Raw genomic sequence first — 21,223 nt, forward strand, 5'->3', positions numbered from 1 at the left:
TATGCTATGGGAGAATATAAAGATGGAATGCTTTCAAACGTTGATTTTAATAATATAATAGAAATAATCGAAGCATCTAGCCATTCCTTTTGTTTCGTGATAGAATAAGACATTCAATGAAATCGGAGGAATAGATATGAGTAACGAAAGCAAGCGCTGTAAGGTGCACTATACAGGAACATTCAATGATGGAACAAAGTTTGATTCATCTTATGATCGCGGCGAGCCACTCGAGTTTGTATGTGGTGCAGGCATGATGATCAAAGGATTCGATGAAGCAGTGAAGAATATGAATATCGGTGAGATCATCGATATACATCTGATGCCGGAAGAAGCTTACGGTATGCCGGATCCGGCAAATATCATCACAGTTGCATTTGAAGATATGCCGGGGTCTGAGAATTTGGAGGTCGGCAATCAGGTTTATCTGACAACTCCATACGGACAGCAGTTTCCGGTGAAGGTTGTGGATAAAGACAAGGAGACTATCACCTTTGATGCCAACCATGAGATGGCAGGCAAGGAACTGAATTTTAAGATTGAGCTGCTTTCTGCAGAATAAAGATCATAAAAAGCGTGGACACGAAATGTATCCACGCTTTTTTTATGAAATAACGGGAAAGGTAACGCAAAACGATTGAAAAAGGACGGAAAATATGTTACTGTCATCTCGTTCGCTTTTTGCGTTTACTGTGTGGCCTGACTCGATAGCAGCGTGATGTTTACGATGCCGCCATGTATAGTTGCAAAAGGAAAACGACTATGGAAACAAATATGGAAAGGGTAGAGGTTAGGTTACATGAATAGAAAACATCCAGAGAAGCGGGGGGCTTTTTCCGGCAAGCTTGGCTATGTGCTGTCGGCGGCGGGCGCGTCGGTCGGCCTTGGAAATATATGGAGATTTCCGTATCTTGCTGCAAAATATGGCGGAGGTATCTTTCTGCTTGTCTATATTGTGTTGGCACTGACGTTTGGATATACGATGATCGTTGCGGAGTCCGCACTCGGACGCATGACACAGAAAAGTCCGGTTGGCGCGTTTCGGTTCTTTGGTAAGAAGAAATGGATATCCTTCGGCGGCTGGATTAATGCGATTATACCGATTCTGATCGTGCCATATTATTCGGTCATTGGCGGCTGGGTAATCAAATACTTAGCAGAGTATATCCGTGGAAATGGGGCAAAGCTTGCGGAGGATGGCTATTTTGGCTCATTTATATCAAATGGTGTTTCAACGGAGCTTTGTTTTGTCATCTTCTGCCTTGTGACACTTGCGATTATCTATGCCGGTGTACAAAACGGAATTGAACGTGTATCGAAGCTGATGATGCCGGTTCTCGTATTACTTTCCGTGGTGATTGCCATTTATTCTGTGACAAGACCGGGAGCCATTGCGGGTGTGAAATATTTCCTGGTTCCGAATGTAAAGAACTTTTCGTGGATGACAGTCGTAGCTGCGATGGGGCAGATGTTTTATTCACTGTCGATTGCGATGGGTATTCTGATTACGTTTGGCTCTTATATGAAGAAGGATACATCCATCGAGGGTGCAACCAGAAATGTAGAAGTGTTTGATACGGCGATTGCAATCATGGCAGGACTTATGATTATACCGGCAGTCTTTGCATTTTCCGGCGGAGATCCGGATATGCTGCAGGCAGGGCCTTCGCTCATGTTTATCACGATTCCGAAGGTGTTCGCGAACATGGGACTTGGAACAGGCGTCGGAATTTTGTTCTTCCTGCTGGTGTTGTTTGCTGCACTTACAAGCTCGATTGCCCTTACGGAAAGTGCCGTTGCGACATTTGAGGACGAGCTTGGCTGGGGACGGAAGAAGTCAACGATTGTGATTGGGCTGATTATGCTTGCACTCGGAACATTATCGAGTCTTGGATATGGACCGCTTGGGTTTGTGAAGATCCTCGGAATGCAGTTTTTGGACCTGTTTGATTTCCTGACGAATTCCGTGATGATGCCGATTGCTGCATTTGTGACAAGCCTGCTTGTATCACGCGTGGTTGGAATCGACAAGATCGAAGAGGAGATTCGCCATGGAGAAAGTAAGTTCCAAAGAAAGAAGATATTCGTCGTGATGATAAAATATCTGTGCCCGATTTTCGCACTGATCATTTTGCTTAGTTCCGTTGCAAATGCATTTGGCTGGATATCAATGTAAAAAGAAAATACAATGATGAACGTAGCCAAATAGATGATTGCAGAACATGTTTTCGGGTAAATCAGAGGTAATCGGATATGGAACCAAAACAGGAGCAAAAAATGATATCCCGTGCAGATATCCTGCTGATCGTCGGAATTCTGATTCTGGCGATGGCAGGACTTTTTGCGTGGAAGAAGCTGGAAAAGCCAGGTGCGTATGTTGATATCATGATTGATGGTAATTCTGTGAAGACATTGCGGCTTGATCAGGATGCAAGCTACGAGGTAAAGCAGCAGGCGGGGGTTAATACGGTTGTTGTGCAGGATGGCAACGTGACTGTGCAAGATGCAGACTGTCCGGACAAGATCTGTGAGAAGCACCGGGCAATCAACCGAACCGGAGAGACGATTATCTGCCTGCCACATAAGTTGGTTGTAGAAATTAAAGAGTAGATGGATATAGATGGAAAGAGACAGATATCATTGAAGAAAAAAGACAGACCAACCAATGACTATCCACAATTAAACAATAACCATAAGATCGCACTTTGCGGTGTGCTGATTGCGCTTGCCATGATCTTATCGTATCTGGAGAGTCTTGTGCCGATCCATATGGCGGTACCCGGGGTGAAGCTTGGCCTTGCCAATCTGGTTACGATCATCGCACTGCAGAGATTGGATCTGAAATCGACGATTGTAATCTCGACCGGACGTATCATCCTGTCGAACGTTTTGTTCGGAAATATGGCGGTGTTACTATACAGTCTGGCCGGTGCGGCATGCAGCATCCTGATCATGACGGTGCTAAAAAAATGCCGGGTATTCGGTCTTGTGGGAATCAGTGTTGCTGGCGCAGTCTTCCACAATCTGGGACAGATACTGGTCGCAGTCTGTGTGATGGAGAATGTCCGTATCTTTTATTATATGCTTGTTCTTCTGATCACCGGAACAGTAGCAGGCGTGGCAATCGGACTGCTGGCATCGTTTCTGCTCAAAAATATACGGTTTCAGGCATAAAAGTTGTGAAATTAAGAACACATTTGTTGATAAAAATCCCTACTTGTATTAAAATAATAGTAAATATTTTTTAGAGTGGGGTCAGTACGATGAAACTAACTTTTAAAGGAGGCATCCATCCATACGAAGGGAAAGAACTTACGATGGATAAGGATGTAATTGAATATGTCCCAAAGGGAGATATGGTATATCCACTGAGCCAGCATATCGGTGCACCTGCGAAGGCGGTTGTCAAAAAGGGTGACCGTGTTTTGGTAGGGCAGCTGATTGCAGAAGCCGGTGGATTTGTTTCTGCAAACATTCATTCTTCTGTATCCGGAACAGTCAAGGCCGTGGAACCTAGACTGACTGCATCCGGTTCTAAGGTCAATTCGATCGTGATCGAAAATGACAATCAGTTTGAAGAAATTGAATATGTGAAAAATGACAAACCGCTTGCGGAGCTTAACAGGGAGGAAATCCTTGAAGCAATCAAGAACGCAGGTGTTGTCGGTATGGGTGGCGCCGGATTCCCGACGAATGTCAAGCTCTCACCGAAGAATGCTGACGAGATCGATTACATTATCGTGAATGCATCCGAGTGTGAGCCGTATCTGACATCGGATTACCGTCGTCTGCTTGATGAGACGGACAAGGTGATCGAGGGCTTGCGTCTTGCACTTGCAATCTTCCCGAAAGCAAAGGGAATCATCGCGGTCGAGGATAACAAGCCAAAGGCAATCCGGAAGTTGAAGGAAGTGCTTGGAAATGATCCGGACATCAAGGTTAATTCCATGAAGACCAAGTATCCGGAGGGAGCAGAACGCCAGCTCATCTATGCGAATACCGGACGCTATATCAATTCGAAGATGCTTCCGGCAGATGCCGGCTGTATCGTACATAATGTAGACACGGTGTATTCTATCTGTGAAGCTGTGCGGCAGGGCAAACCATTGATTCAGAGATTGGTGACTGTGACCGGTGATGCGATCACAGAACCATGCAACTATCTTGTACGGATAGGTACAAACTTTGCGGAGCTGATCGAGGCAGCAGGTGGATTCCTGCAGGATCCGGAGAAGATCATTGCCGGTGGCCCGATGATGGGAAAAGCCATCTATGATCTGAATATTCCGGTTACGAAGTCCGCATCGGCAATTCTATGTATGACGAAGGATGAGGTCTCGGAATATGAGCCGAGTAACTGTATCCGCTGTGGCAGATGTGTGGAGGTTTGTCCGGGCAGAGTGATGCCGAACAAGCTTGCGACACTGGCAGAACAAGGCGATCTGGAGGAGTTCCAGAAGTTAAATGGTATGGAATGCTGTGAGTGTGGCTGTTGTTCGTATGTATGTCCGGCGAAGCGTCATCTGACACAGACGATTGCAGGCACAAGAAAAGCCATCTTGGCGAATCGCAAGAAATAGGAGGTGCGAGAAAGTGGAACAGGAAAATTTGAAATTAAAGGTCTCTGCTTCCCCGCATGTGAGAAGCAAGGCAACGACATCGGATATCATGTTCGATGTTGTGATTGCGTTAGTTCCGGCAACGGCATTCGGTCTGTACATATTTGGCTGGTATGCGGCATTGCTGGTTGCAGTCTGTATCGGAAGCTGTGTTGGGTTTGAAGCATTATATCAGAAGTGTATGGGCAAGAAGGTAACGGTTGGAGATTTCTCCGCCGTGGTAACCGGATTGCTGCTTGCGCTGAATCTGCCACCAAACCTTCCAATCTGGATGGCGGTTGCAGGCTCCGCATTTGCAATCATTATCGTAAAGCAGCTTTTTGGCGGACTGGGACAGAATTTTATGAACCCGGCACTTGGAGCGAGATGCTTCCTGCTGCTGTCGTTCTCCCGTTATATGACGAATTTTGTATACGATGGTGTGGCAACTGCGACACCGCTTGCAACATTGAAGCTTACCGGCATGGTGAACTTAAGAAGTATGTTCCTTGGATATACCGCAGGAACGATCGGTGAGACATCCGTGGTTGCTCTGCTGATTGGTGCGGTCTATCTGCTTTGCAAGAAGGTGATTAGTCCGAGGATTCCATTGATTTATATCGGAACATTTACAATCGCAGTTGCAATCTATGCTATGACACAGGATTACAATGTTCCTGTTTATGTGGCTGCACATTTGTGTGGTGGCGGACTGATGCTTGGTGCATGGTTCATGGCAACGGATTATGTGACAAGTCCGATTACTTCCTCAGGAAAGGTAATTTATGCAATTGGACTAGGACTTTTGACATTTGTACTCCGTATCTTCGGCAGCAGTACCGAGGGTGTATCTTATTCGATCATCATTATGAACCTGTTAGTTCCTCTGATTGAGCGAGTAACCGTACCGAAGGCATTTGGTGAGGGAGCCGAGATCAAGGATAAGAAGCAGGCGAAGCTTGCCGAAAAAGAGGCAAAGAAGGAAGCAAAGGAAGCTGCGAAGACAGAGGATGCTTTGGACGGGGATGACAAGGAACCTAAGAAGAACAAGATGGATGTCAAAGGTATCGTGGTTGCAATTGTTGCAATCTGCGTGATCACGGTTGTAATGGGTGCAGCGCTTGGCGGAGTCTATAGTGTCACAAAGGATCCGATTGAGAAGGCACAGGAGCAGGCGAAGAACGATGCCTATGCGGAGGTGCTTCCGGAAGCAACACGTATTATGAGTGTGGAAGAAGATGGAGATGTTGTTAAGCAGATCAATCCATTGCTTGAATCGTATGGATTTGAGGATGTTCATATCGACGATATCTGTGTCGGCGGCGATGATGAGAAGAATGAACTGGTTGGTTATGTAATTCTCATCACAAGTACGGCGGGCTATGGCGGAGATATTCAGATGGCAATCGGTATCAATACAGAATATCGGATTACAGGTATTTCCTTCCTGACATTGAACGAGACAGCAGGTCTTGGTATGGAAGCAGATACAGACGAGTTTAAGGAGCAGTTTATCAATAAGACCGTCAATAAGTTTGAATATACAAAGACGGGTTCAACAAAGGACAGTGAGATCGATGCATTGTCTGGCGCGACGATTACCACATCTGCAGTGACAAATTCAGTCAATGCGGCACTTCGTACAATTCGATTCCTGACAACAGGAGGTGCTAAGTAATATGGGAAAGATAACAGAACGTTTAAAGAACGGTATTATCACAGAGAACCCGACCTTCGTCCAGATGCTTGGTATGTGTCCAACACTTGCGGTTACATCCTCAGCAATCAATGGACTTGGCATGGGACTTACAACGATGGTGATTCTGACGATGAGCAACTTTATGATTTCCCTGCTCCGGAAGCTGATTCCGGACAAGGTGCGTATTCCGGCTTACATCGTTATCATCGCTTCCTTTGTAACAATCGTACAGTTTTTGCTGCAGGCATATATTCCAAGCCTGAACGACAGTCTGGGAATCTTTATTCCACTGATTGTTGTAAACTGTATTATTTTAGGTAGAGCAGAGAGCTATGCTTCAAAGAATCCGGTGATCCCATCCATCTTTGATGGTATCGGTATGGGACTTGGATTTACAGTCGGACTTACGACAATCGGTATCATCCGTGAGATTCTTGGTTCCGGCAGTATCTTTGGATTCAGCTTTGTAAAGGCAATTGAATCCTTTGCTGAAGGTCATGCAAGTGAGAAGGTCTTCCAGATTTTATCTGATCAGGGACTGTTCCAACCGGCAAGTATTTTTGTATCGGCACCGGGCGCATTCCTTGTACTGGCATTTATTATTGCCTTTATCAACCGTCGTCATATCAAGAAGGCAAAGAAGACAGGCGGGAAGGCAGAGACATGCAGACTGGCAGATTGCGCAAGCTGTGCAAATGCCATGTGTGCAGGCAAGGGAAAGGAGGAGTAGGATATGAACATTATTTTATTAGCGATATCCGCTGCTCTTGTGAATAACGTTATCCTGAGCCAGTTTATGGGTATCTGTCCGTTTTTAGGAGTATCAAAGAAGGTAAGCACCGCAGCCGGTATGGGTGGTGCGGTTATCTTCGTTATGACGATTGCTTCGGCAGTGACAAGTGTGATCTATCATTTTGTGCTTGTGCCGCTTAAACTATCGTATCTGAACACGATCGTGTTTATCTTAGTCATTGCAGCACTTGTACAGTTTGTGGAGATGTTCTTAAAGAAGACGATTCCATCGCTGTATGAAGCGCTCGGTGTATACCTGCCACTGATCACAACGAACTGTGCTGTGCTTGGTATCGCACTGAAAAATGTGCAGGATGATTTAAACATCGGAGAATCTATCATCAACGGTATGTTCTCCGCAGTCGGATTTGCAATTGCGATTATAGTAATGGCAGGTATTCGGGAGAAGATTGATAAAAACGATATACCGGAAAGCTTTAAAGGAGCGCCAATCGTGCTGATTACAGCTGGTCTTATGGCAATCGCTTTCCTTGGACTGAATGGTTTGATTTAGAGGAGGCGAAGAAATGGGAGCATCGATTTTGTACGCGGCTGCAGTCATTGGGATTGTCGGAATTTTAGCCGGAATCCTCTTAGGTGTAGCGAGCGAGAAGTTTAAAGTAAAAGTAGACGAGAAGGAAATCAAAGTACGTGAGGCATTGCCGGGCAACAACTGTGGAGGCTGTGGATATCCGGGTTGTGATGGTCTTGCGGCAGCAATCGCAAAGGGCGAAGCAAAGCCGGATGCCTGTCCGGTCGGTGGTGAAGCCGTAGCAAAGAAGATTGTAGAGATTGTCGGTGGGGAGATCGACAGTGTCAGACATGTGGCACATGTGAAATGTGCCGGAACCTGTGAGAAGGCAAAGGACGCTTACGACTATGTAGGCCCTGAGGATTGTCAGATTGCAGCAAATGCACCGGGTGGCGGACCAAAGGGCTGTAGCTTCGGTTGCCTCGGTTATGGTTCGTGTAAGCGTGCCTGCCAGTTTGATGCAATTTCCATCGTAGATGGTGTGGCAGTCGTAGACAAGGACAAATGTAAGTCGTGCGGACAGTGTGTACTTGCCTGTCCGAGACATATCATTGAGATGGTACCGGAAGATGCAGGTGCCATTGTCGAGTGTAACTCGAAGGAATTCGGCAAAGATGTAAAGGCAGTCTGCAGCGCAGGCTGTATCGGCTGTGGTCTGTGCCAGAGAAACTGTCCACAGGGAGCAATTACCGTGAAAGATCACCTCGCAGTTGTCGACTACGAGAAATGTACCGGCTGTGGCACATGCAAGGAAAAATGTCCAGTAAAGATTATACGATAGAACATATGGTATTAAAATATTAAAGCGATAGAGTGTATCAAGTTGTACATAATTACAATTCTAACACAGACCGTTGAAGCACGCTGGTACTTAATGAATGGCAAACTTGTTTGCCGTGAATTTAGTACCATTGCGTGATGAACCGAGCGGGAGCGCGTCTGTGTGGAATTCGTAATTATGTACAACTTGTATACCACAGCGTGAATACAATGGGAGAGAATATGGAAAGAGATTACGTTATTATCACAGATTCATCGAATGACCTGCCTGTCGGTTATGCCGAGGAACAGGGCGTTGTGATCATCCCGATCAGCTTTGAGATCGGAGATGAGGTATTCGATGGAAGAGAAAAGACGCTGACAAATAAAGAATTCTATGATCGCATGCGTGCGGGAGAGGGAACAAAGACGGCAGCTCCCAACATCAACGATATCGAAGAGGAGTTTGAAAAGGCCTTAGCTGCAGGAAAAGACGTATTATTCACCTGTCTTTCATCCGGCATCAGCAGTACAATCAATAATGCATTTATATGCAGGGAAGAGATGCAGGAGAAATATCCGGATGCGGATATCTGTGTATTTGATTCAATCTGTGCCTGCGGTGGACATGGTATGCTGATCTATCATGCGATCGAGAACAAGAAGAAGGGCATGTCAGCAAAGGAGAATATGCAGGCACTGGAAGCATTAAAACATCACATTGTTCATAAGTTTACTGTGGATGATCTGACTTATCTGCAGCGAGGAGGACGTATCTCTAAGACGGCTGCGATGATCGGAGGTATGATTCAGTTAAAACCGGTATTGCATGTGGATATAGAGGGCAGGCTTGCTGCAGAAAGCAAGGTACGTGGACGTAAGAAAGCATTAAACCAGCTTGTGTCTGAGATGGAAAACTGTGTGGGAAGTTATGCAGATAAACAGGATATGGTATTGATCTGCCATGCAGATTGCCTGGAAGATGCAGAATATGTTCAGGCGAAGGTAGAGGAAAAATTTCATCCGGACAAGATTATAATCAGTGAGGTTGGACCAATTATTGGGGCTCATGTAGGCCCCGGAACAATGACATTGTTCTTTTTGGGTGACAAGCGGTAATCCGGTGCATATACTAACTATAAAAAGCGAAGGTATTCGATGCGCTTTTTAGAATTAAAAGAAAAAGAAGTTATAAACTGCAAGGATTGCAGACGGCTCGGCTATGTTGCCGACGTTGAGTTTGATTGTGAGACAGGGAAGATACTTGCAATCATCGTACCGGGACCGGGCAAATTATTTTCGTGCTTTGGTTCGGGAACAGAATATTACATCCGGTATTGTAACATTGTGCGTATCGGACCGGACATCGTCCTGGTTGATATCGATGCCTGCGATATACGGAAAATTCAGGGAGGAAAGGAATAAACATATGAAGTGCCCATTTTGCGGAGATGATAATACGCGTGTGATTGACTCAAGACCAGCAGATGACAATGAGGCAATCCGTAGAAGAAGACAGTGTGATGAGTGTGGAAAACGTTTTACCACGTATGAGAAGGTGGAGACGATACCTTTGATTGTCATCAAGCGTGACAAGAATCGTGAGACATATGACCGTTCCAAGATTGAGTCCGGTGTTGTACGTTCCTGTCATAAACGTCCGGTATCCGTAGATCAGATCGAAGCATGCGTCGACGAAATCGAGAACAAGATTTTCAATCTCGGCGTGCGGGAGATCGAGAGTGAGAAGATCGGTGAGATTGTGATGGATCAGATTCGAGATCTGGATCAGGTTGCGTATGTGCGTTTTGCATCCGTTTACCGTCAGTTCAAGGATGCTGATACCTTTATGAGTGAGCTGAAGAAGCTTCTGGACACAAAGTAAGGGAAACGGAAAGGCATGCTATGGACTATATCAAACTGATCGAGGGTGCAGAGGGCGAGATTGTTGAGAAGAAATCCCGTTTTATAGCCCAGGTTGCCCCAGTTGAGACAGAAGAAGAGGCGTATGCTTTTATCGAGAAGATCAAGAAGAAGCATTACGATGCAAGGCATAACTGTTTTGCATTTTCTGTGGGCGCAGAAATGCCGTTGCTTCGTTTTTCGGATGATGGAGAACCGCAGGGAACCGCAGGAAAGCCGATGCTGGAGCTGATTCAGAATTCCGGAATCCATGATATCTGTGTGGTAGTGACACGGTATTTCGGAGGTACATTACTTGGTACGGGCGGACTTGTCCGTGCATACACGCAGGCAACGAAGGAAGCCTTGGAAGCGTGCACGACGAAGTTAATGCAGCAATTACTTCCGGTTTTCATCCGGACGAATTACACGGATATGGGAAAAATACAATATATCCTGAATACGAGACAGGTTGCGATTATCAACACGGAATTTGCAGAGGATGTGGTTTTTACGGTACATATTCCGGTCGGTGATGCAAAAGCAATCTTAAAAGAGATAACCGATGCTACGAATGCAAGAGTGCAGATTGAAGAACAGGACGAGATCTTTGGATGATCCCGTCCTGTTCTTCGTTTGTATCATATTAAATTTATGTTTCAACTATCTGAAAATACGATATCATAGAATATAATTCACGAAGAAATACGCGATGGCAATTAGTAAAAACACCGGAATCCATCTGGCGAGTGCCCGGCTTTTTCTGATGAACACCGAAAGCACAAGCGATAGAAGACAGGCGAGCAGGCTGACAAGTGTTACCTGCAATAGCGTTGCAGTTCCATAGGTAATTATGTTGCACAGCATGCCGATTCCGTAGATTGGAAGGATACCAGCCAGAAGCCCTGCGCATAAAATACTATATCTGCGTCTGCCGGAAAGTGCAATGTAGATGCCACGCTCCTGATCCTGTAAGAACAGCATCAGACTGAATAATGAGGCAAACAGGATGAGCAGACAGGTACATTCGAAGATTGGAAGCTGGATACGGTAGGTATTTTCCTTATAATCATAAGCACCATCTGTGACGGACGACATACGGAAGATCGTATCGCTGTCCATGTATGTCTGCATACGGCTTTTTAAATCTTCGGATAACGCTGCATCGTCAATCGTGTCAACTAAGATCTGTGGGGAAGCAACCTTGAAGATATAATGGAAGAATGTCTCGCTGATGGCAGAGGAAAGTGTGCTTGCGCTTGTCTCGTACAAGGAAATCTTCGGTTCTCCGGAACCATCAATATAGCCGGAGAAAAATCCGTCTGGCAGGACGAAGCCGCATTCCGCATCGCCCGCCTGGACATCCTGGATCACTTCGTTGGACGTGTCAACATAATAAAACTGATAGAGCGAAGCGCTGGCATTTAATTCGTTTTTGAAATGCGTTGTATATGCACTGGTATCCTCCAGATATACGGCAACACGGATCTCTGTGGACCGGCTCTTCGCCGGAAGCAATGCGTAGATTCCGGTTAAAATGAGCAGGACGCCCAGCATGCACCAGTATAATTTTCGGTGTAAAATTCGTTTCCATGCGACAATCAGTCGATTCATAACATAACTCCCAAATGTTTAATAAAGTGCGTGGCAGAAAAGCTGCATTACATACGTTCCCGGCAGATATGGACGGATCTGCTGTATCACCTTTGGCAGCAGGACATCCGGCAGAAGTCCGCCACCACAGTAGGCGAGCACCAGTACGACAAAAAGCAGACAGATATTTGCGGAAAAGGTACTTCTGGAAAAGGTTGCGATTCCGGCGATCAGCAGTGCAATCAAAAGCAGTGCCGGGATGATTGTTAAAAGCCCGGTCGCATTTGCGTGTCCCATCCAGACAGAGATGCCGATATAGCACGGCAGAAACAGGATATACAGAGCAAAAAATGTATGGATCGTGTTTGCTGCCAGTATATGTCCTCGGTTTAGATGATACAGCTTCATGCATTCACGGATGCCATTTCCGGTGCCCTGTAAATAGGGAATCAGAAGAAACGCCAGAAAACAGAGGCTTAATATAATTGCAAATGCGGCATAGTGCTGTGTGAGTGACACACTTCCTGCATCTTCTGCCGATATTGTTTCCATATAATTTGTTTTGTTCATAACACGGTCAAGGTATACGAAGTTCACGCGGTTGGAAAGCTCGTGTACCTGTTCCGGCGTAAATTCGTGGGCACGTGTCGTGTCAAGTCCGCTGTAAATACCAGCCTGTGCAGTTCCAAGCATTCCGGCGTAGGACATGAATAATTCATTGATAATATAAGCGGAGATGGAGCTGTTATCGTAGACGACGATGTCGAGTGGCACATTTGTGCTGTCCATGATTCCGGAGAAAAACTGTTCCGGAACGATGATCAGATACAGGATTTCGTGTGAAGCAAGCTTGTTGTAGCCTTCCTCGACACTGTTTACCTGAACGAGCTGGACAGTTTCCTCCATTCCTTCTAAATCCTGTAACATACCGATACCAAGCTGGTTTAAATCCAGATTGTCGTCCTGTGGCAGATAGTATCCGATGGAAATCGCGGAAAATACATTCTCTTTATACAGATGTCTGGACAGATAAAATCCTGCGGTTCCGGTCAGGAGAAGTAACAGTAACAGAGAGACAAACATAGACGGGATATAGTGTAACAGCCGTTTGCAGTTGGCACGGATGAAATTAAAAAACATATGGATATAAGACATAAGTTCCTCTTAACTAATTTCGTAACAGATCAATATAATTTGAGCCCTCTGGCAGATGTGAGGCGTCACAAAGTCTGCCATTTTTCAGAAGATAGACTGTGTGGCAGAACTGAAAAACGGCTTCCTCATGGGAGGCAATCACAATGGAATTTCCAAGACTTAAATAATAACGCATGAACTGCATGGCATCCTGCTTGGCTGGCAGATCCAACGCCGCAAATGGCTCATCCATCAACAGAATCTGTGGTGCATCGAGCAGGGCACATGCGAGACTGAGCCGTTTTTTCATACCGCCGGACATATTTTTGACCGGAGTATCCAGAAATGTCTGGATTCCAAGCTGTGCAAGCGGTGGCGTCTGCAACGTATGCAGAATCTCTGCTTTTCGTTTGTTTGTCCACATGCGCAGATTGTCTAAAGGCTTTAATTCATCATAAAGCGGATTTTCCTGTGGCACATAACCAATCCGGATATCTGGGGTGCCTGCGTATTTTTTGGCAATGCAGGATAATAATGTAGATTTCCCTGAGCCATTGATACCTAAGATGCCGATGGCGCACCCTTCCGGAATGGGAAAAGATACATCATTTAATATCTGTTTTTTTCCATATGATTTTGTGATATGTTCAACCTGAAACATAATAGCTCCTTTTTGATCCGGAGATGAACGTGTATTGTCTGTCAATAAAATATCAGTATACATCCGGGTATTCCTGTTCTGACAATAAAGATAGCATTTTTAAGTATAATATACAAGTAGAAAGCATGTATAAGTGGATTTTCTCTATGGACTTTATATTATAAATTTGCTATAATTTTAAACATATATGACATGACGTGTATTTACACGTAACGGAAATTTGGTAGAACGAAAGATATGGGGTACATACATTATGAATGGAACGAGATTAGCAAAGAAAAATGATCTGGCGATGAAGTTGATGGTTGCCTTTGCAATCGCGAAGATTGCAGTATTGATTATCAATTATAAAACACAGAAGGGATTTGTGCCGCTGCTGGTATTATTCTCATTGTTTGCGGTTGGAAATGTTGTGTTCCAGTTGATCAATGACCGCAGCGAACTGATGAAATTCACATCCGTTACAGCATTTTCTGTATTGGTGCTTGTGTCAGCATTTGTGTCAGGATCGGTGATGGATGCACTTCCGATCTTCATTGCGATGGGCATGTGTATTATCTACATGGATACATTTCATATACGTGTAACCTGTGGTGCATCAACACTTGGTATTCTGGTTGAGACGATCATCCAGATTGTAAAGCATGGATTTGCTCCATCCGTTACATGGATTGAGATTCTGCTTCTGGCAGTTATTTTCACATTTGGTATTCTGATGGCATGCAGCATTACCCTGCGTGAGCAGGAAACCGATCGTCAGGAGATCGAGTACCATGTTGCATATCAGGAAGAAATCACAGAGAACATGGTAAAGGTTGTAGATAACGGAAATGCACATATTGAACAGCTCCAGTCAAAGCTCGATAACTTCCAGGCGGCGACAGCGGAGGTTACCAAATCTGTGGATGCGATTTCAACCGGCGTTACAGACACCGCAGAGAATATGGAAGTATCGACAACGATGACACAGCAGATTCAGGAGATCATCGACAATCTGATCGATGTCAAGGACAACACTGTACAGTCAACGCACCGTGCAATCGAATCTGTAAAGTCCGGTTTAGATATTATTGAAAGCCTGAAAGACAAATCAGATGATATCAATGTAGCCAATGAAGATGTAACCCGTGTATCGGAAGAACTCTGTGAGAAGATCCAGTCTGCAGAGGAGATTACACAGATTATCTATCAGATTTCCAGCCAGACAAACCTCCTTGCATTAAATGCAAGTATCGAGGCAGCACGTGCAGGAGAGCAGGGACGTGGATTTGCGGTTGTTGCAGATGAAATCCGTAAATTAGCGGATGATACAAGAAGCTCAATCGACAGTATCACACAGCTTCTGAAGGGTGTGACAGATCTTGCCAATCATACATCGGATCTGGTCCGCAGAAGTGTAGAGGCAGTATCGGAGCAGGCAAAATACATCGAGGCGGCAGATGGAAGCTTCCAGACAATTGCCGGGGCTGTGGAAAAGTTATCCGGTGATATGAAGCAGCTTGATAAGTTGTCCGGTAATCTGGATGCATCGAACAATTCTATCATTGACGGATTGGCAAACCAGCAGGCAGCCAGTGAAGAGATTGCAGCAAATGCGCAGTCATCCGCGAATCTGTGTGAGACAAACTTGAATGAATTAAACGGTGTGATTGATGAGTTAAATGAGATTGCAAAGATTATCGGAAGTCTGCGCGCAGCGGATTTAGAAGAGATCAATAAGATGTTAGATGAGACGACCGTTCAGACTGTATCTCGTGATACAACCGATTATTCAGATTATTTTTCAGAGGATGATGGACAGGAAGCAGAGGCTCCTGCGAGTGCATCCGCAGAGGAGTCCGAATCCGAAGAGACAGAACCGATGGAGGCAGAGCTAACCGAAGGTGTGTCGGAGGAAACCTGCGAAGATTCTGAGGATACACAGGCTGGGATAGATGAAGCATCTGAATCCTGGGAAGATGCAGAAGACAGCGGAGAAAACAGTGGAATAGAAGAAAACCGGGATGAAGAAGCAGAAGAAGATGAAGAGATAAGTGAAGATCCCGAACCGGAAGATGATACAGCATATGATGCAGATACAGACGAAGAGGACTCTGATCAGGAATAATCAGTAGTCCTCCTCGATGACCTGAAAGTCAAGATAATCAAAATCAATGGATTCAATGAAATTATCCTGCGTGAACCGGGTTCTTGCATGACGGATAAAATCCTGCTGGTTTGATTTCAACCAGATAGGCTTTGCCAGATCAAAGGTGTAGCATAGCTCGTCAAGGGCGGCATACACCTTTTTTGTACGCGTCAAGGTGTAGTCCTCAATGCAGACAGTATGGTCTTTGACGAGACGGTTATCTTTCATTATTTTTCCCCAGATGCGAAACATAGTATCACCTGCCTTGCTTATATAGTTATTGAAGTGGATCGTTCTATAATTATATCGGTCATAGGACAAAAAAACAAGTAAAATAGCAAACGATTTATAAAGGAGCAACAGCATGAGTTACAAATTGATTACCAAAGATGGAAGCGCCAAGCGTGGCGAATTTACGACACCGCATGGCGTAATCCAGACGCCGGTCTTTATGAATGTCGGCACAGCAGCTGCAATCAAGGGTGCAGTTTCAACCGAGGATCTGCAGACAATCGGAACACAGGTTGAACTGTCGAACACCTATCATCTGCATGTAAGACCAGGTGATGAGGTTGTGAAAAAACTTGGCGGACTGCACAAGTTTATGGTGTGGGACAAGCCAATCCTGACAGATTCCGGTGGATTTCAGGTGTTCTCACTTGCCGGACTCAGAAAGATTAAAGAAGAAGGTGTGACATTTCATTCGCATGTCGATGGACGTCTCATATTTATGGGACCAGAGGAGAGCATGCAGATTCAATCGAATCTTGCATCTACGATTGCAATGGCATTTGATGAATGTGCACCGGCAAAGGCAGACCGGTCCTACATCCAGCCATCGGTAGACCGTACAACACGCTGGTTAGAGCGGTGCAAGCGGGAGATGCAGAGGCTGAATAGCCTGGAGGATACAATCAACAAACAACAGATGTTATTCGGCATCAATCAGGGTGGTGTTATAGATGATATCCGCATCGAGCATGCGAAGCGGATTGCAGACATGGATTTAGATGGTTATGCAATCGGCGGACTGGCAGTTGGAGAGACACATGCAGAGATGTATCGGATTATCGAGTCGGTTATTCCGTATCTGCCGGAGAACAAGCCAACCTATCTGATGGGCGTTGGTACACCGGCGAATATACTGGAGGCTGTAGAGCGTGGGGTTGATTTCTTTGATTGTGTATATCCATCCCGGAATGGCAGACATGGTCATGTCTATACAAACCATGGTAAGCTGAATCTGTTCAATGCAAAATATGAACTGGATGAGCGTCCGATCGAGGAAGGCTGTGGATGCCCGGCGTGCAAGAAGTATTCGAGAGCCTATATCCGCCATCTGCTCAAAGCAAAGGAAATGCTTGGAATGAGATTTTGCGTCTTGCATAATTTATATTTTTATAATAATATGATGAGTGAGATTCGGGAGGCAATCGAAGAACATCGTTATAGTGAATATAAACGACAGAAATTAGAAGGCTTTCAAAATCAAGAATAAAAAAAAGGAGTTTTAAGACATGTTATTAACATTACTGGAATCAACAGCAACAACTGCAAAGCAGCCAAGTGGACTGTTCTGGGTCATCTACATTGTAATCTTAGTCGGATTCATGTGGTTACTGATCATCCGCCCACAGAAGAAGCAGAAGAAACAGATGGAAGATCTGCACAAGGCAATGGAACCGGGCGATAACATCATGACCACCGGTGGTTTCTATGGTACAATCCTTGATATTGTGGATGATACAACGGTTATCGTAGAGTTCGGTAACAATAAGAACTGCCGTATTCCAATGCATAAGAATGCAATCGCTGAGATTGAAAAAGCAGGTTCTGCAGTCGTAAAGGATGAGGAAGATGATACACCGGTAAAGGACGAGAAAAAGGAAGACAAAAAAGCAGATAAGAAGCTTGGAAAGACAAAGGAATAATCCTGTTTTGCCGCGGGAAATGCAGGCGCTAGCCATGTTTGCATATTCTACAAAAAAAGACAAAAAAGGTGTAGACGAAATTATGACTTTGTGAGAAAATGTAGTTGATGGTGTTTTGTATGTAAGAAACATCTCTCTATAAAATTTTAATATTGAAAGGAGTTCCACAATGATTTACACGAAGGAAGTTGAAAACATGTGCCCAGTAGCCAAGGGCGCAAAGCATGAGCCAGCTCCTATTCCTGAAGAAGGAAAGTGGGTACACTCAAAGAAGATTGAAGATATCTCTGGTTTTACACATGGTGTTGGCTGGTGCGCACCACAGCAGGGTGCTTGTAAACTTTCACTGAACGTTAAGGATGGCGTAATTGAAGAGGCTTTGGTTGAGACAATCGGTTGTTCCGGTATGACACATTCTGCAGCTATGGCAGCAGAGGTTCTGCAGGGTAAGACAATCCTTGAGGCTCTGAACACAGACCTTGTATGTGATGCTATCAATACAGCTATGAGAGAGCTGTTCCTTCAGATTGTTTATGGTCGTACACAGAGTGCTTTCTCTGATGACGGTCTTGCAGTTGGAGCAGGTCTTGAGGATCTTGGTAAGGGTCTTCGTTCTCAGGTTGGTACAATGTACGCAACAAAGGAGAAGGGTGTTCGTTACCTTGAGATGGCTGAGGGCTATGTAACAGGTATTGCACTTGATGCAGACAACGAAGTAATCGGATACCAGTTCGTTTCTCTTGGAAAGATGACAGACTTCATTAAGAAGGGTGATGATCCGAACACAGCATGGGAGAAGGCAAAGGGTCAGTATGGCCGTGTTGCTGATGCAGTGAAGATTATCGATCCTAGACAGGAATAAGAGGAAAGGAGAAACGACAATGGCTTTATTTGAATCATATGAAAGAAGAATTGACCAGATTAACGCTGTATTGAACAGCTATGGTATCAGCTCTATTGAAGAAGCTGAGAAGATTACAAAGGACGCTGGACTTGATGTTTACGATCAGGTTAAGAAGATTCAGCCAATTTGTTTTGAGAATGCTTGCTGGGCTTACACAGTTGGTGCAGCAATCGCAATTAAGAAGGGTTGCAGAAGAGCAGCAGATGCTGCAGCAGCAATCGGTGAAGGACTTCAGTCTTTCTGTATCCCGGGTTCTGTTGCTGATCACCGTAAGGTAGGTCTTGGACATGGTAACCTTGGTAAGATGCTCCTTGAGGAAGAAACAGAGTGCTTCTGTTTCCTTGCAGGACATGAGTCATTCGCAGCTGCTGAGGGTGCAATCGGTATCGCAGAGAAGGCTAACAAGGTACGTCAGAAGCCACTTCGTGTTATCTTGAATGGTCTTGGTAAGGATGCAGCTCAGATTATCTCACGTATCAATGGATTTACATTTGTTGAGACAAAGTACGATTATAAGGCAGCTAAACTGAACGTAGTATATGAGAAGCCATACTCAACAGGTCTTCGTGCAACTGTTAAGTGTTATGGTGCTGATGATGTTCAGGAAGGTGTTGCAATCATGCATCATGAGAATGTTGGTGTATCTATCACAGGTAACTCAACAAACCCAACACGTTTTCAGCATCCGGTAGCAGGTACATACAAGAAGGAATGTATCGAGCAGGGTAAGAAGTACTTCTCCGTAGCATCCGGTGGTGGTACAGGTCGTACACTTCACCCAGATAACATGGCAGCAGGTCCTGCTTCTTATGGTATGACAGATACTATGGGACGTATGCACAGTGATGCACAGTTCGCAGGTTCTTCATCTGTACCAGCTCACGTAGAGATGATGGGTCTGATCGGTATGGGTAACAACCCTATGGTTGGTGCTACTGTTGCAGTCGCAGTTTCTGTTGAAGAAGCAGCAAAGGCTGGTAAGTTCTAAGAAAATGGCGTAAATGCTAGATTTTTAGAAGTAGTCAAAAGTGATAAAAAGTGGTAAAATGTACATCGTTTGACACCTATTTGACACTTAATTGACACATCAACTTGACACACAAATAGTCAAATATATGGGAACCTTTCTTAAATGATTGGTTCCCTTTTTATTGCATTTTTTCTAAGTCTTTTCTAAGCCATTCCACATCTCTCTCTGTATAAGTGGATTCGGTTATATCTTGTATATTATTTTCCACAAAATGTAAATCTGGGCTCGCGGGAGAGAAATTAAGCGGAAAAACCCACGGTGTGGGCGTAGACAGAGAAAAGCAAGCAGAAAACCCCAAACCGGAAACTAATCGGAAAGATACGGAGATGAAACTGGGTGTGAGGGAGAGAAATTAAGGGGAAAAACCCACGGCGTGGGCGTAGACAGAGAAAAGCAAGCAGAAAACCCAAACAGGAAATTAATATAGTAAATATCTGGAAATCAGGGTTGAAATCATATCCATGACAGAAGAAAATTACACATTGTTATTTCCATATATGTATGATAATGTTAAAATGAATGAAAGAATTTTGCAACAATCCTTTGTATATTTGTGAGGAGGAAAAATATGTCATTAAAGTTAAAAGATGAGGATTCCACAAAACGCATGAAAGACCTACAGGAAGAATTAAAAGATTCTTCACTGGGGGAATTCAGCGATTTAGAACAGGATCCATATGTGATTGAAACAACAAGGACAACTCCGATTGAACGTCCGGAGTATTATACGGATAGAAAATCTGTATATGAGCCTGCAGGAAATCCATATATTTTGTCAGAGGAAAAACAAGCGCGGATCTTTGGAGAAGATTTAGGAGACAAAGAAATAAGAAAAAAGTCTGTCCGTAAGGAAGTGATGATAGTTATGTTTGTCGGACTGGCTTTGCTGTTTGCGGGACTTGCGGCATATGTACATAATGATCTGTTTTTAAGAAAAGCTGAGACCGTACCAGGTATTGTAACAGAAAAACGTATGCATAGAAATCATGCAACTTGCACCATCTTTGTGGATTATGAAGTAGATGGAAAAACATATAATGAGATATATGTGGGTGATGGACATGATATGCAGATAGGGCAGAAGGTAACGGTATATTATAATCCGGAGAAACCAACCAAAATAACGGATGGAAGGAAAATCCCGACATGGTCTGTCTATCTTGTTATAATAGGAGGGGCTTTGTTCCTGATAGGCGGCTATCTTGTATTCTGGATGAACCAGAATCCTGACAAGGGAATTGAGATTTATAACAGGATGTTCAAGAAGCGTGACAAATAAACAGAATCTGTGTGTAATAGATGAATTTTTGTAAAACATTAAACTATAAGTACATAGATAAAGAAAAATCTGATGTGGATATCCGGGAAATTGTGCTGAATACAAAACCGGACATCCTGCTTGGAAATGATTTTGATGCTGTGGTGGATGTACCGACAGATACAACGATTTATTCATTTAATAAGATGCTACAGCTGCTTTCTTCGAACAATCGATTCCTTAATGAATATTGCATAATTGTATAGAAAATGTACCAAAAATGCAGAAAAATGTAATAGTGA

24 protein-coding genes and 1 pseudogene are annotated in these 21,223 nt (G+C 44.4%); 21 read left to right on the forward strand and 4 right to left on the reverse strand.

What is annotated here, in order from left to right:
* The first annotated feature begins 136 nt into the window (after positions 1-136).
* The 14 genes and pseudogenes from ACZQK9_RS07880 to ACZQK9_RS07945 all read left to right on the forward strand — a co-directional run bounded on the left by ACZQK9_RS07880 (position 137) and on the right by ACZQK9_RS07945 (position 10,900).
* Positions 137-562, forward strand: a complete 426-nt coding sequence (locus tag ACZQK9_RS07880; RefSeq protein WP_483270235.1) for an FKBP-type peptidyl-prolyl cis-trans isomerase — start codon at positions 137-139, stop codon at positions 560-562.
* Between the two features lie 237 nt (positions 563-799).
* Positions 800-2,176, forward strand: a complete 1,377-nt coding sequence (locus tag ACZQK9_RS07885; RefSeq protein WP_216506189.1) for a sodium-dependent transporter — start codon at positions 800-802, stop codon at positions 2,174-2,176.
* A gap of 77 nt (positions 2,177-2,253) precedes the next feature.
* A complete protein-coding gene (locus ACZQK9_RS07890; protein ID WP_483270236.1) occupies positions 2,254-2,610 on the forward strand; it encodes a NusG domain II-containing protein in 357 nt (118 codons plus the stop codon).
* Between the two features lie 30 nt (positions 2,611-2,640).
* Positions 2,641-3,174, forward strand: coding sequence for a Gx transporter family protein (locus tag ACZQK9_RS07895; RefSeq protein ID WP_483270237.1), 534 nt, complete (start codon positions 2,641-2,643; stop codon positions 3,172-3,174).
* An 89-nt stretch (positions 3,175-3,263) separates the two neighbouring features.
* Positions 3,264-4,580: an electron transport complex subunit RsxC gene (rsxC, locus tag ACZQK9_RS07900; protein ID WP_483270238.1), complete on the forward strand. Its 1,317-nt coding sequence runs from the start codon at positions 3,264-3,266 to the stop codon at positions 4,578-4,580.
* A 28-nt stretch (positions 4,581-4,608) separates the two neighbouring features.
* Positions 4,609-5,532 (forward strand): annotated as a pseudogene (locus tag ACZQK9_RS07905) (RnfABCDGE type electron transport complex subunit D); the annotation flags it as partial.
* Positions 5,533-5,649: 117 nt separating this feature from the next.
* Positions 5,650-6,276 carry an RnfABCDGE type electron transport complex subunit G gene (locus tag ACZQK9_RS07910; protein WP_483270320.1) on the forward strand — a complete coding sequence of 209 codons (627 nt, stop codon included), beginning with the start codon at positions 5,650-5,652 and terminating at the stop codon, positions 6,274-6,276.
* A gap of 1 nt (position 6,277) precedes the next feature.
* Positions 6,278-7,027, forward strand: a complete 750-nt coding sequence (gene rsxE, locus ACZQK9_RS07915) for an electron transport complex subunit RsxE (protein WP_178017955.1) — start codon at positions 6,278-6,280, stop codon at positions 7,025-7,027.
* A gap of 3 nt (positions 7,028-7,030) precedes the next feature.
* Entirely contained in the window at positions 7,031-7,603 is a 573-nt protein-coding gene (locus ACZQK9_RS07920) for an electron transport complex protein RnfA (RefSeq protein WP_117781351.1), read from the forward strand.
* Positions 7,604-7,616: 13 nt separating this feature from the next.
* Entirely contained in the window at positions 7,617-8,402 is a 786-nt protein-coding gene (locus tag ACZQK9_RS07925) for an RnfABCDGE type electron transport complex subunit B (protein ID WP_483270239.1), read from the forward strand.
* Positions 8,403-8,623: 221 nt separating this feature from the next.
* Positions 8,624-9,499 carry a DegV family protein gene (locus ACZQK9_RS07930; RefSeq protein ID WP_483270240.1) on the forward strand — a complete coding sequence of 292 codons (876 nt, stop codon included), beginning with the start codon at positions 8,624-8,626 and terminating at the stop codon, positions 9,497-9,499.
* A gap of 39 nt (positions 9,500-9,538) precedes the next feature.
* The gene (locus ACZQK9_RS07935) at positions 9,539-9,805 is read left to right on the forward strand and encodes a YlmC/YmxH family sporulation protein (RefSeq protein WP_021986307.1); all 267 of its coding nucleotides are present in this window, start codon (positions 9,539-9,541) and stop codon (positions 9,803-9,805) included.
* 4 nt (positions 9,806-9,809) lie between these two features.
* A complete protein-coding gene (nrdR, locus tag ACZQK9_RS07940) occupies positions 9,810-10,265 on the forward strand; it encodes a transcriptional regulator NrdR (protein ID WP_177969569.1) in 456 nt (151 codons plus the stop codon).
* A 20-nt stretch (positions 10,266-10,285) separates the two neighbouring features.
* Positions 10,286-10,900, forward strand: coding sequence for a YigZ family protein (locus ACZQK9_RS07945; RefSeq protein ID WP_216506199.1), 615 nt, complete (start codon positions 10,286-10,288; stop codon positions 10,898-10,900).
* 63 nt (positions 10,901-10,963) lie between these two features.
* Here ACZQK9_RS07945 and ACZQK9_RS07950 read toward each other — a convergent pair whose 3' ends face one another.
* Genes ACZQK9_RS07950 through ACZQK9_RS07960 form a run of 3 tightly spaced genes read right to left on the reverse strand, consistent with a single transcriptional unit; the run spans position 10,964 to position 13,670 of the window.
* On the reverse strand, positions 10,964-11,896 hold the full coding sequence (locus ACZQK9_RS07950) for an ABC transporter permease (protein WP_483270241.1): 933 nt from the start codon (positions 11,894-11,896) through the stop codon (positions 10,964-10,966).
* An 18-nt stretch (positions 11,897-11,914) separates the two neighbouring features.
* Positions 11,915-13,030, reverse strand: a complete 1,116-nt coding sequence (locus ACZQK9_RS07955; RefSeq protein ID WP_483270242.1) for an ABC transporter permease — start codon at positions 13,028-13,030, stop codon at positions 11,915-11,917.
* 13 nt (positions 13,031-13,043) lie between these two features.
* Complete coding sequence (locus ACZQK9_RS07960) at positions 13,044-13,670, reverse strand: ATP-binding cassette domain-containing protein (RefSeq protein WP_216506204.1); 627 nt, start codon at positions 13,668-13,670, stop codon at positions 13,044-13,046.
* A 253-nt stretch (positions 13,671-13,923) separates the two neighbouring features.
* On the opposite strand from ACZQK9_RS07960, the gene ACZQK9_RS07965 reads away from it, so the two are divergent.
* Complete coding sequence (locus tag ACZQK9_RS07965; RefSeq protein ID WP_483270243.1) at positions 13,924-15,777, forward strand: methyl-accepting chemotaxis protein; 1,854 nt, start codon at positions 13,924-13,926, stop codon at positions 15,775-15,777.
* Here the strand turns inward: ACZQK9_RS07965 and ACZQK9_RS07970 are convergent, their stop codons facing one another.
* The gene (locus ACZQK9_RS07970) at positions 15,778-16,050 is read right to left on the reverse strand and encodes a hypothetical protein (RefSeq protein WP_178017962.1); all 273 of its coding nucleotides are present in this window, start codon (positions 16,048-16,050) and stop codon (positions 15,778-15,780) included.
* 112 nt (positions 16,051-16,162) lie between these two features.
* Here ACZQK9_RS07970 and tgt point away from each other — a divergent pair, with 112 nt between their 5' ends.
* The 6 genes from tgt (at position 16,163) to ACZQK9_RS08000 (ending at position 21,187) form a co-directional block, all read left to right on the forward strand.
* Positions 16,163-17,296: a tRNA guanosine(34) transglycosylase Tgt gene (gene tgt, locus ACZQK9_RS07975; RefSeq protein ID WP_177981710.1), complete on the forward strand. Its 1,134-nt coding sequence runs from the start codon at positions 16,163-16,165 to the stop codon at positions 17,294-17,296.
* Positions 17,297-17,315: 19 nt separating this feature from the next.
* Positions 17,316-17,729: a preprotein translocase subunit YajC gene (yajC, locus tag ACZQK9_RS07980; RefSeq protein WP_483270244.1), complete on the forward strand. Its 414-nt coding sequence runs from the start codon at positions 17,316-17,318 to the stop codon at positions 17,727-17,729.
* Between the two features lie 169 nt (positions 17,730-17,898).
* The gene (locus ACZQK9_RS07985) at positions 17,899-18,591 is read left to right on the forward strand and encodes an iron-sulfur cluster assembly scaffold protein (protein WP_118374127.1); all 693 of its coding nucleotides are present in this window, start codon (positions 17,899-17,901) and stop codon (positions 18,589-18,591) included.
* A 19-nt stretch (positions 18,592-18,610) separates the two neighbouring features.
* The gene (locus ACZQK9_RS07990; RefSeq protein WP_118374126.1) at positions 18,611-19,621 is read left to right on the forward strand and encodes a GGGtGRT protein; all 1,011 of its coding nucleotides are present in this window, start codon (positions 18,611-18,613) and stop codon (positions 19,619-19,621) included.
* Between the two features lie 610 nt (positions 19,622-20,231).
* Entirely contained in the window at positions 20,232-20,942 is a 711-nt protein-coding gene (locus tag ACZQK9_RS07995) for a DUF3592 domain-containing protein (RefSeq protein ID WP_483270245.1), read from the forward strand.
* A 20-nt stretch (positions 20,943-20,962) separates the two neighbouring features.
* Positions 20,963-21,187 carry a hypothetical protein gene (locus tag ACZQK9_RS08000; RefSeq protein WP_483270246.1) on the forward strand — a complete coding sequence of 75 codons (225 nt, stop codon included), beginning with the start codon at positions 20,963-20,965 and terminating at the stop codon, positions 21,185-21,187.
* Positions 21,188-21,223: the final 36 nt, after the last annotated feature.

Source organism: Wujia sp. (assembly GCF_056872695.1).